At 67.0% G+C, this 11,611-nt stretch carries 10 protein-coding genes; 5 read left to right on the top strand and 5 right to left on the bottom strand.

The window, feature by feature from the left end:
• The 3 genes from WB508_RS05575 to WB508_RS05565 all read right to left on the bottom strand — a co-directional run.
• A partial coding sequence (locus WB508_RS05575) for a P-loop NTPase (RefSeq protein WP_423843892.1) occupies positions 1–673 on the bottom strand: 673 nt, incomplete at its 3' end.
• Between the two features lie 33 nt (positions 674–706).
• Positions 707–1,219, bottom strand: a complete 513-nt coding sequence (locus WB508_RS05570; RefSeq protein ID WP_423843891.1) for a DUF1003 domain-containing protein — start codon at positions 1,217–1,219, stop codon at positions 707–709.
• Positions 1,212–2,489, bottom strand: a complete 1,278-nt coding sequence (locus WB508_RS05565) for a magnesium transporter MgtE N-terminal domain-containing protein (RefSeq protein WP_423843890.1) — start codon at positions 2,487–2,489, stop codon at positions 1,212–1,214. Before WB508_RS05565 ends, WB508_RS05570 begins: the two co-directional genes overlap by 8 nt.
• A 112-nt stretch (positions 2,490–2,601) precedes the next feature.
• On the opposite strand from WB508_RS05565, the gene WB508_RS05560 reads away from it, so the two are divergent.
• Positions 2,602–4,116, top strand: coding sequence for an OFA family MFS transporter (locus tag WB508_RS05560; RefSeq protein WP_423843889.1), 1,515 nt, complete (start codon positions 2,602–2,604; stop codon positions 4,114–4,116).
• 24 nt (positions 4,117–4,140) lie between these two features.
• Here the strand turns inward: WB508_RS05560 and WB508_RS05555 are convergent, their stop codons facing one another.
• Both WB508_RS05555 and WB508_RS05550 read right to left on the bottom strand, forming a co-directional pair.
• On the bottom strand, positions 4,141–6,525 hold the full coding sequence (locus WB508_RS05555; RefSeq protein ID WP_423843888.1) for an FdhF/YdeP family oxidoreductase: 2,385 nt from the start codon (positions 6,523–6,525) through the stop codon (positions 4,141–4,143).
• 56 nt (positions 6,526–6,581) lie between these two features.
• A complete protein-coding gene (locus WB508_RS05550; RefSeq protein WP_423843887.1) occupies positions 6,582–7,628 on the bottom strand; it encodes an alpha/beta hydrolase in 1,047 nt (348 codons plus the stop codon).
• A gap of 124 nt (positions 7,629–7,752) precedes the next feature.
• Here WB508_RS05550 and WB508_RS05545 point away from each other — a divergent pair, with 124 nt between their 5' ends.
• From WB508_RS05545 to WB508_RS05530, 4 genes are all read left to right on the top strand, one after another.
• A complete protein-coding gene (locus tag WB508_RS05545; RefSeq protein WP_423843886.1) occupies positions 7,753–9,126 on the top strand; it encodes a WS/DGAT/MGAT family O-acyltransferase in 1,374 nt (457 codons plus the stop codon).
• Between the two features lie 53 nt (positions 9,127–9,179).
• The gene (locus WB508_RS05540; RefSeq protein ID WP_423843885.1) at positions 9,180–10,049 is read left to right on the top strand and encodes a DMT family transporter; all 870 of its coding nucleotides are present in this window, start codon (positions 9,180–9,182) and stop codon (positions 10,047–10,049) included.
• Positions 10,050–10,161: 112 nt separating this feature from the next.
• A complete protein-coding gene (locus WB508_RS05535; RefSeq protein WP_423843884.1) occupies positions 10,162–11,352 on the top strand; it encodes an acyl-CoA dehydrogenase family protein in 1,191 nt (396 codons plus the stop codon).
• Positions 11,353–11,360: 8 nt separating this feature from the next.
• The coding region (locus WB508_RS05530) for a general stress protein (RefSeq protein ID WP_423843883.1) at positions 11,361–11,611 on the top strand (251 nt) is incomplete at its 3' end.

Here is an 11,611-nt window from a genome sequence, read left to right as displayed (position 1 = left end):
CGCCCCAGTAGACGTCGCTGAGCATCTGCACGAGGGCGCGGTCGAGCATCGGGCCGCGCCACGCGACCACCTGGTCGCGCTTCGGCTTGAGCATGCCGATGCTGATGACCTTGAGCTCGGCGCCGGAGGCCAGCGTGACGGGCACCGGCATGATCAGGTCTTCGACCTGCGTGGGGCGCTGGTCGCCCACGCCCAGCATGTCGGGAATCGAGTGGCCGTAGATGTCGGCATCGAGCACGCCGACCTTGAGACCGCGCTGGGCCATGGCAGCAGCGAGGTTGACCGTGACGGTCGACTTGCCAACTCCGCCCTTGCCTGACGCGATGGCATAGACCTTCGTCAGCGAGTCGGTCTGGGCGAATGGGATGTCGCGCTGTGCCTGACCGCCGCGCAGCATGTCCTGCATGCCCTTGCGCTGGTCGTCGCTCATGACGCCCATCTCGACCCGGACCGCGTGGGCCGGCGCGACCGTCCCCACCGCAGCGGTCACATCGCGATTCAGCGTGTCCTTGAGCGGGCACCCGGAGATCGTGAGCAAGATGCGCACCACGATCTCGGTGTCCTCGATCGTGATCGTGTCGACCATCCCGAGCTCGGTGATGGGTCGCTTGATCTCGGGGTCATTGACGCCCGCGAGCGCTTCACGGATCTGGTCCTCGGTGACGGCAGCCATGGCTCCCATCGTACGGGGGAGCGGGTGGTCGGCTCAGTCCGCGTCGGACTCCTCGGACCTGGCCTCGATCGACTCGGCCAGGTTCCGCAGTTCTGAGCGCAAGAAGTCGCGCGTGGCGACCTCGCCGAGGCCGAGTCGCAAGCTGGCGACCTCGCGGGCGAGAAACTCCATGTCAGCGTGCGACTGGGCGGTGGCTTCGCGCTCCTGCTCGCGGGTGACACGGTCTCGTGCCTCCTGGCGATTCTGGGCCAACAGGATCAGCGGGGCGGCGTAGGACGCCTGCAGCGACAGGATCAGGGTCAAAAAGATGAAGGGGTATTCGTCCCACCGGGCCCGGTCGGGGCCGACGGGGACGTTCCACACGAGCCACACCACGATGACCGCGGTCATGTAGCCGAGGAACTGCGCCGTGCCCATGAATCGGGCGAACGTCTCGGCAAACCGGCCGAAGCGTTCGGGATCTGCTTCGCGGCGCGGCCGGCGGATGCGCCGCACGTCGCGCGGCTGGTCCAGGCGACGCGGCTCGTGCCGTCGACGCTCAGCCATGGCTCACCCCTGCGCTGGACTCGACCTCAGGTCCGTCGGGGTTCCTGTCCCGCCAGCCCTCGGGGAGCAGATGATCAAGCACGTCGTCGATCGTGACGGCCCCCAGGAGACGCGCGTTCTCGTCGACGACAGGCAGCGCCACCATGTCGTAGGTGGCCATCTGGTTGGCGACGTGCTCCAGCGACGCTTCGGGCCGCGGCCAGTCGATGTCGTTGTCGACGATAGCGCCGACCTGGGTCGATGGCGGTTCGCGCAGCAGTGCTTGGAAGTGGACCACCCCGAGGAATCGGCCGGTGGGGGTTTCCAGCGGAGAGCGGCACACGTAGGCCATCGTGGCCAGGGCCGGGCTGATCTCCGGTTCCCGCACTCGGGCCAGCGCCTCGGCGATCGTCGTGTCGGGCGCCAGCACGATCGGCTCCGTCGTCATCATGCCGCCAGCAGTGCGCTCCTCGTAGGTCAGCAGGCGGCGGACGTCCTCGGCATCGTCAGGTTCCATCAGCGCCAGCAGCTGTTCAGCGGTGGCAGGAGGCAGCTCGCCGAGCAGATCAGCCGCGTCGTCAGGATTCATCTCGGTGAGCACGTCTGCGGCGCGCCCCGGGTCGAGGACGCCGAGGATCTCGACCTGCTCCTTCTCGGGCAGCTCTTCCAACACATCGGCGAGGCGTTCATCACCCAGCTCGATCACGACCTCCATGCGTCGCTTGACCGGCAGCTCTCGCAGCGCGTTGGCGACGTCGGCGGCGCGCATCTCGTCCATCGTGGCCAGCAGATGGGTGGCGCCCTGCCCGGTTTCCTCGCTGGCCAGCCCGGTCACCTCGCCCCATTCGAGGACCTGCTGCGGGCCGCGGCGGCTGAAGCGCTTGCCCGCGGCCTGCACCGCAACATCGCTGATGTACCAGTCGCGACGGGGATTCTGCTCCATGGCGAGGTCGTACACCGTCGAGGACGTGCCATCGGGCGTGGTGACCGTGCGGTCGAAGAGCTGGTGAAGGGCGAGCGTCTCGGTGCGGCGCTGCTCGAAGCGGCGAACGTTGAGCACGCCGGTCGTGATGACCTGGCCGGAATCCAGCGAGGTCACCCGGGTCATGGGCAAGAACACGCGGCGGCGCCCCAGCACCTCGATGACCAGCCCGAGCACCCGCGGGCGCTGCCGGTCGGACCGGACGGCCACGACGACGTCCCGCAGCTTGCCCACCTGATCGCCGGCAGGATCGAACACCTCGTGCCCGACGATGCGGGACAAGAAGATGCGACTGGGGGTTGCGCTCACGGCCCGACTCTATCCGGCCTGCCGTTCCGCACCCGGCACAGCGGGCGTCGACCTGCGGACTCGGCGGCGTGCACCTACGGTGAGACTCCCGTCACATTCTCAAGGAGTCGTCGTGTCCCTCGACCTGCTCGACCGCGAGCGCACGATTGCGCCAGCCGGCTTCAATCGCTGGCTCATTCCTCCCGCCGCACTTGCCGTGCACCTGAGCATCGGCCAGGTGTACGCGACCAGCGTGTACAAGGCCTCGCTCGTGCAGCGCTTCGATGCCTCGCTGACCTCGATCGGCATCATCTTCTCGTTGGCCATCGTGATGCTGGGCATCTCGGCGGCCGTGTTCGGCACCTGGGTGGACACCGGCGGACCCCGGCGCGCCATGTTCACAGCGGCGCTGTTCTGGGCGGGCGGATTCATGGTCGGCGCGCTCGGGATCGCGACCAGCCAGCTGTGGTTGGTGTACCTCGGTTATGGCGTCTTCGGCGGCATCGGCCTGGGCATCGGCTACATCTCGCCGGTCTCGACACTGATCAAGTGGTTTCCGGACCGCCCAGGGTTGGCGACCGGCATGGCGATCATGGGCTTTGGTGGAGGGGCCGCGCTGGCCAGCCCCCTTTCCGCGAAGCTGTTGAAGATCTTTGACGACAGCTACGACACGGCCACGGGCATCGCCTCGGGCCCGGCTGTCGCGAAGCTGTTCGTCTCGCTCGGACTCATCTACCTGGTCCTGATGCTGTTCGGCGCCTGGCTGATCAAGGTGCCGGCCGACGACTGGAAGCCGGAGGGCTTCGATCCGTCGATGGTGCGCAGCAAGTCGCTGGTGACGACCAACCACGTGTCGGCCAACAACGCGATCCGGACCCCGCAGTTCTGGCTGCTGTGGATCGTGCTGTTCTGCAATGTGACGGCCGGCATCGGCATCCTCGAGCAGGCAGCACCGATGATCCAGGACTTCTTCCGCGAGGGCTCGACCTCGACCGTCGCTGCCGCGGGAGCGGGCGGCTTCGTCGGACTGCTGTCGCTGTTCAATCTCGCGGGTCGCTTTGGGTGGTCGTCCGCGTCGGACGCGATCGGGCGCAAGAACATCTATGTGATGTATCTCGGGGTCGGCATCATCCTCTACACGCTGCTGGCCTTTCAGGGCTCGTCCTCGACCACGCTGTTCGCCCTGCTCGCAGGCGTGATCATCAGCTTCTACGGAGGCGGCTTCGCCACGGTCCCGGCCTATCTGCGTGATCTGTTCGGCACGTACCAGGTGGGGGCGATTCACGGCCGACTGCTGACCGCCTGGGCCGCCGCGGGTGTCGTCGGACCGCTCATCGTCAATCGAATCCTGGACGCCCAGGGCGAGCCCGGGGCTCTGGTGGCCAGCGACTATCGTCCGGCGCTGCTGACGATGGTCGGCATCCTGGCCGTAGGGTTTGTCGCCAACCTCGCCATCCGCCCCGTCAACGACAAGTACAACGAGTCTGACGAGTCGTTGGAGGACGACGCAGGAACGGGCACAGCCAAAGTCGCGAGCACCGTCGACAAGCCGTTGTCCCCGCTGCTCGTCGTGGCGTGGATCGTGGTCGCGGTTCCGTTGATCTATGGCATCTACGAGACCGTCATGAAGGCAGCCAACCTGTTCTGACGCTGTGGACCGGGACCTGTGACCCTACGAAAGATGGGTCGGCTGGGGGCGTGACTTGTGGCCGTTGTCCGCCCCGGTGGCGCGCTGCTGACCGAGGCGGTCGAACGAGCCGCTGTGGGCTTCGCGATCCGATGGCGTCAGCGACACGACGACCGACTTGGAGGTGGGGCAGTTGCTGGACTCGGCCGTGGAGTCCAGCGGCACCAGCGGGTTGGTCTCGGGGTAGTAGGCCGCGGCGGTCCCTCGCGGCGTGCGATACGCGACGATGCGAAACTGCGGGGCGGTTCTCTCGATGTCGTCGTCGTCCCACCGTGCAGAGAGGTCGACCAGGTCGCCGTCGCTGAAGCCAAGCGCCGCGATGTCGTCGGGGTGCACGAACACGACGCGACGGCCGCCCTCGATGCCTCGATAGCGATCGCTGAGTCCGTAGATGGTGGTGTTGAACTGGTCGTGGCTGCGCAGGGTCTGCAGCAGCAGATGGCCTTCGGGCACCTCGAGCACGTTGATGGGTGAGACGGCGAACTCGGCCAGGCCGGATTCGGTCTCGAAGGTGCGGGTGTCGCGGGGCGGGTGGGGAAGCACGAATCCGCCCGGCCGGTCGACCTTGGCGGTGTACTCCTCGCAGCCCGCCACGACGCGCGAGATGTGGTGACGAATGACGTCGTAGTCCTCACGCATGGCCGACCAGGCGATGCCGTGACGGTCGCCCAGCGTCGCCTCGGCGATGCCCGTCACGATCGCCGTCTCGGACCGCAGGTGCTTGCTCGCGGGGTCGAGCACCCCGCGCGAGGCGTGCACGGCGCACACGGAGTCCTCGACCGTGACGAACTGCTCCTTGCCGCCTCGGACGTCCTTCTCGGTGCGCCCCAGGGTCGGGAGGATCACGGCGGTGTCGCCGCACACGAGGTGCGAGCGGTTGAGCTTGGTGGAGATCTGCACGGTCAGGCGGGTGTTCTGCAGTGCGGCGGCAGTGACCTTGGTGTCGGGCGCCGCGTGCACGAAGTTTCCGCCGAGCCCGATGAAGACGTGAGCCTTGCCGTCACGCATGGCGCGGACGGAGTCGACGGTGTCGAGGCCGTGCTCGCGGGGTGGGTCAAACCCGAACTCGGCCTGCAGGGAGTCCAAGAAATGTTGGGGAGGGCGCTCCCAGATGCCCATGGTGCGATCGCCCTGGACGTTGGAGTGGCCGCGAATCGGGAACAGTCCGGCGCCTGGTTTGCCGATGTCGCCGCGAGCGAACGCCAGGTTGCAGACCTCCTTGATGGTGGCCACCGCATTGCGGTGCTGGGTCAGGCCCATCGCCCAGCAGTACACGGTCTTGTCGGAGGCCCGGATCATCTCGGCCGCCGCAGTGATGTCGTCGCGGGTCAGACCGGTGGCGCGCTCCACGGTGCTCCAGTCGACCGCAGCGACGTGCTGCGCCCACTGCTGGAAGCCGGTGCTGTGCCGGGCAATGAAGTCGTGGTCCAGTGCATCCCACTCCACCATCAGCGAGCCGATGGCCTGGAACAGAGCGAGGTCGCCATTGATGCGGATGGGCAGGTGCAGGTCGGCAATCTCGGTGCCTTGGCCGACGATGCCGCGGGGCACCTGAGGGTTGCGGAAGGTGTGCAAGCCCGCCTCGCGCAGCGGGTTGATCGCGATGATCTGTGCGCCGCGCCGCTTGGCGATCTCCAGCGCGGACAGCATCCGGGGATGATTGGTTCCGGGATTCTGACCAGCGATCACGATCAAATCGGCTTCGTAGACGTCGTTCATCGAGACCGAGGCCTTGCCGATGCCGATCGACTCCTGCAGAGCGATGCTGGTGGATTCGTGGCACATGTTCGAGCAGTCCGGCATGTTGTTGGTGCCGAGGGCTCGAGCGAACAGCTGGTAGGAGAAGGCGGCTTCATTCGACGCGCGTCCCGACGTGTAGAAGATCGCCTCGTCGGGGGAGTCCAGTGCGTTGATCTCGGCAGCGATGAGGTGGAGCGCGTCGTCCCAGGAGATTGGCTCGTAGTGCGTGGCGCCTGGGCGTTTGACCATGGGCTCAGTGATGCGGCCCTGCTGGCCGAGCCAGTACTCGTCGTGCTCGTCTAGCTCGGCGATGCTGTGGTCGGCGAAGAACGCCGGGGTTGCTCGTGCGCGGGTAGCCTCTTCGGCGACGGCTTTGGCGCCGTTCTCGCAGAACTCGGCGGCGTGCCGATTGTCGGGGTCTGGGTCAGGCCACGCGCAGCTCATGCAGTCGAAACCATCGGCCTGGTTCAGCTTGCGCAGCGTCTTCGCGGTGCGCCGCAGCCCCATGTGAGCGACGGACCGCTGCAACGCGACGAGGACGCCGGTCACCCCGGCGGCGGCTGTCTTGGGGTCGTGCACCTCGAGGTCGTTCTCGTCGATGATGTGCTTTTCGTCGCGTGGCTCGTGCATGGTGTTCCCCTCTCCTGATCAGTCTGACTGACCTGCCCGGGGCTCGCAGATCGCGATCAGACCGGGACGGCCTCTGCCGTGTTCCTCGAGGGCTTCCGCACCGAACCTGCGGGTGCCGCGACCTGGTAGGGGTGCTGGGCGAGGTGACGCACGAACGTGCCGATCTCCTCGATCGCCGCACGCGCCTCGGGCACGAACGAGGCGGCGGCCTGGAACACGTGCACCTGGCGGTCCCACACCTGCAGCTCGCACGGAACTCCGGCGGAGGTCAGACGGTTGGCCATCAGCTCGGCATCGGCCATCAGCACCTCGCGGGAGCCGATGTGGATCAGCGTGGGCGGCATGTCGGCCAGCGGCATGTCGACCGGGCAGGTGCGTTGACCATCGACGCCGCGACGGGTGTCGTGCTGCCGGGCGACCTTGCTGAGCCGAGTGATGGCGTGCAGGGGAAAGGTTTGACACGTGTGCGCGTTGGGATGCGCGCGCTTGCGGGTGTCGTCGAAGTCCAGCAGCGGGGAGATCGCCACGATGCCGGCTGGACGCCCCCAGCCCTGATCCATGACGGCGCGAGCCACGCTGAAGGCGAGGTATCCGCCGGCGGAGTCTCCCGCGATGGTGATCTGGTCCGAGCGATACCCCTGGTCGATGAGCCACGCGAAGGCGTCCACTCCATCGCGGATGGACGTGAGGATCGGCTCGAGCGGCATCTGGCGGTAGCCGACGTTGAGCACCGGTCGCTTGGCCGAGAACGAGATGCGAGAGACCAGTCGGCGGTGGGTGTTCAGCCCGCAGGTCATGAACGCACCACCGTGGAAGTACACCATCGCGCCGGTGTCGGTGGACTCGTCGACACCCTTGGCGCGCAGCCACTCCGCTGAGCAGTCGGTCAGGTGGACGGTGCGCCACCGCGTGCCCTCGTGCAGCGGCAGGAGCCGGGCGACGGTGTCCACGAGGTTGGGGGGAGAGATCTCGAACGGCAGACGAGCCCAGGCCCCGATGACGGGCCGCACGGTGTGGCGCAGGCCCAGACCGAGCAGCCGGGACTGCAGGCTGGCTCCCGGCATGAAGCGTGGCTCAGCGGCCACGGTGAGATGCGAGACCATGGGGGAAACTCCCTTTCGATCGGGACACGTGTCGTCGTTCCTCTAGAGTGACGTGCGCCACACAGTGGACCAGCGTACTCGCTGACCAGCGCATTTGCCGATCGATGACACGAAAGAAGTCCCGATGCCATTCATGCCGCCAACTGACTCGATGTTCCTGCTCGCCGAGTCGCGCGAGCACCCGATGCACGTCGGTGGACTCCAGCTGTTCGTTCCGCCCGAGGGATCTGGGCCAGACTTTGCGCGAGAGATCGTCGCCGCGATGCGGCAAAGTGATGATGTCTCGCCCCTGTTTCGCCGGCACCCGAAGGCCCCGGTCGGGTCATTGGGCAACACCTGGTGGGCCACTGACGACGTCGTCGACTTCGACTATCACGTACGGCACTCGGCGGTTCCGCGTCCCGGTCGAATCCGCGAGCTGCTGCACCTGACCTCACGCTGGCACGGATCCCTGCTCGACCGGCACCGTCCGTTGTGGGAGTGCCACGTCGTGGAGGGGTTGGAGGATGGGCGGATCGCCGTCTACAGCAAGATTCACCACTCGATGGTCGACGGCGTGGCGGCGATCAAGCTGATGCAGCGCGCCCTTAGCGAGGACCCAGAGGCCCGCGACTGTCTGCCCCCATGGTTGCTGCCGCAGCGTGAACGCACCGAAAGCGGCACGCGCAGCCTCGACCCGTGGGGCATGGTTCGTTCCGGCGCCGATGTCGTGGGTGAGCTCGCCGGGCTCGTGCCGGCGGGCCTGAAGATCGCCCAACAGGTGGTGCGAGACAACGACATCACGTTGCCGCGTGCGCCGAAGACGATCCTCAACGGGCCGGTCGGCGGCGCTCGACGCTTTGCCGCGCAGTCGTGGAGCATCGATCGCATCCAGCAGGTCGCCAAGTCCTCGGCCACCACGTTGAACGACGTGGTGCTGGCCATGGTCTCGGGTGCGCTGCGCGCCTACCTGCTGGAGCAGAACGCCCTGCCCGACGAGCCGATGAGTGCGATGGTACCGATCTCGCTGGCGCTGAGGGGCGACTCGGCCGGCCGCGAGGGCGGCAACCAGGTGGGAGCGATCGTGGTCAATCTCGCTACGGACCGCGAGAACGGGTCCACCCGGCTCGAGGAGATCTCCTACTCCTCAAAGCAGGCCAAGAAGATCATGGGCGACATGACGCCGACCCAGATCCTGGCTCTGTCGGCGATCCAGATGGCGCCGCTGGCGATGACCCCGGTTCCGGGCTACGTCCGGTACGCCCGTCCGCCGTTCAACGTGATCGTCTCGAACGTGCCGGGGCCGAAGGAGGAGATGTACTTCAACGGCGCGCGGCTCGATGGCATGTACCCCGTCTCGATCGTGACGGACGGACAAGCGCTGAACATCACCCTGACCAGCCGCAAGGGCTTCCTCGACGTCGGTCTGATCGGCTGCCGCCGCAGCGTCCCGCACCTGCAGCGTCTCCTCCAGCACCTCGAGGACGCCCTCGCCGAGCTGGAGAAGTCCTGGGGCTGACCCAAGCGCCCACCGCTACCAGAGGTGGGGAGTCGGAGACCTAGGGTGGCGACGTGAATGCCTTCCTCGCCTTGGTGGCGGTGCTCGGGGTGTCGGCGTCAGGACCGTTGATGGCGGGGGCGGCGGCGCCCGCGCTGGCCATCGGCATGTGGCGCAATGCGCTGGGCGCCTTGGCGATCACTCCGTTCGCCGCGCGCCGGGCCCCGGCAGAGCTGGCGGGACTGGATCGTGCCGGCCGACGCGATGTCGTCCTGGCCGGGATGATGCTCGCGGTGCACTTCGGGGCGTGGATCTCGGCGCTCAAGCTGACGTCCGTGGCTGCTGCCACTGCGATGGTCAGCATGCAGCTGGTGTTCGTGGTGCTGCTGGACCGCCTGCGGGGCACCCCGATCCCGCGCACGGTGCTGGTGGGAGCGGGGCTGGCGCTCGCCGGCGTCTTCGTCATCACCGGGGTGGACTTCACGCTGTCGACCGAGTCGCTGACCGGTGACCTCCTCGCGCTGGGCGGGGGAGCGGCCGCGGCGATCTACCTGGACGCGGGCAGCCGGGTGCGTCGTCAGGTGTCGACCAGCTCGTACACCGTCGCCTGCTACGCCATCTGTGCCGTGGTGATGGCGGTCGCCGCTCTCGTGGCGGGGATCGAGCTGGTGGGCTTCGCGGCCACCACGTGGATCGCCATCATCGCCGTCACGGTCTCTGCACAGCTGCTGGGGCACTCGATCCTCAACCACCTGCTGTCGGTGATGACGCCAGGCACCATCTCGCTGCTGCTGCTCCTCGAGGTGCCCGGTGCCGCGCTGCTGGCCGGTATCTTCCTGGGCCAGACCCCGCCCCTGGGCGTCTACGTCGGTCTGGCGCTGATCATCGCTGGGCTGGGAGTCGTCGTGCTGCGCCGCCCGCCGGTCGAGGCGCCCACGTCCTGACTGGGGTAATCCATGTCACGACCCGCCGTCCAGCCAGCATCGCTACGCATCGGTAGAGTCGACAGGTCACACGTCGCAGCGATCACATCGCAGCATGGAGCAAGGAGTACCGATGGGCCGGCTCGTCAGCACCGAAGGATTGACCGACGATCAGACCGAGATCCTCAAGCTGGTCCGCCAGTTCGTGGAGAAGGAGATCATTCCGGTCGCCACGGACCTGGAGCACAAGGACGAGTACCCGACCGAGATCGTCGAGGGTCTCAAGGAGCTCGGCATCTTCGGCCTCATGATCCCCGAAGAGTTCGGCGGACTCGGCGAGTCGCTGCTCACCTACGCGCTGGTCGTCGAGGAGATTGCCCGCGGCTGGATGAGCGTGTCCGGGGTCATCAACACGCACTTCATCGTGGCCTACCTGCTGATGCACCACGGCACCGACGAGCAGAAGCAAAAATACCTGCCCAAGATGGCCACCGGAGAGGTGCGCGGCGCGTTCAGCATGTCCGAGCCGGCTCTTGGATCGGATGTCTCGGCGATCTCCACCAAGGCCGTCAAGACCGATGACGGGTACGAGATCACGGGCCAGAAGATGTGGCTGACCAACGGTGGCTCGTCCACGCTGGTGGCCGTCCTGGTCAAGACCGACGAGGGTGATGACTCGGTCTACAAGAACATGACGACGTTCCTGGTCGAGAAGGAAGCCGGCTTCGGCGAGACCGCGCAGGGCGTCACCATCCCCGGCAAGATCGACAAGATGGGTTACAAGGGCGTCGACACCACCGAGATGGTGTTCGAGGGCCACAAGATCTCAGCCGACCAGATCCTCGGTGGCAAGCCCGGTCAAGGCTTCTACCAGATGATGGACGGAGTCGAGGTCGGCCGCGTCAACGTCGGCGCTCGCGCCGTCGGCATCGCGAATCGAGCCTTCGAGCTCGGCATCGCCTATGCACAACAGCGGGAGACCTTCGGCAAGCCGATCGCCCAGCACCAGGCCATCTTGTTTCGCCTCGCTGAGATGGGCACCAAGGTCGAGACCGCCCACGCCATGGTCGTGAAGGCCGCCCGACTGAAGGACGCCGGCAAGCGCAACGACGTCGAGGCCGGCATGGCCAAGATGGTGGCCTCGGAGTACTGCAACGAGGTCGTCGAGGCCTCGTTCCGCATCCACGGCGGCTACGGCTACTCCAAGGAGTACGAGATCGAGCGCCTCTACCGCGAGTCGGCCTTCATGCTGATCGGCGAGGGCACGTCCGACATCCAGAAGATGATCATCGGCCGCGCCCTCCTCAAGGACTACCAGCTCTAGGAGCCCCCATGCCCGAAGTCTTCGCCCTCGAGTACCCCCAGTCGCTGGGGGTCTTCGACCACTACGCCGATGCGCAGCAGGCGGTGGATTACCTCTCTGACGAGGAGTTCCCCGTGCACAACGTGCTGATCGTCGGCACCGACCTCAAGCAGGTGGAGCGCGTCACCGGACGCCTCACCTGGGGGCGGGTGCTGATGGCCGGCGCCGGATCGGGCGCCTGGCTGGGCCTGCTGATCGGCCTGCTGCTGAGCGTGTTCAC

It is taken from the genome of Aeromicrobium sp., from assembly GCF_049586495.1.
Taxonomy (GTDB): Bacteria; Actinomycetota; Actinomycetes; order Propionibacteriales; family Nocardioidaceae; genus Aeromicrobium.
Note: the sequence above shows the minus strand (reverse complement) of the source record. Positions and strands in the feature narration are given on the sequence as shown.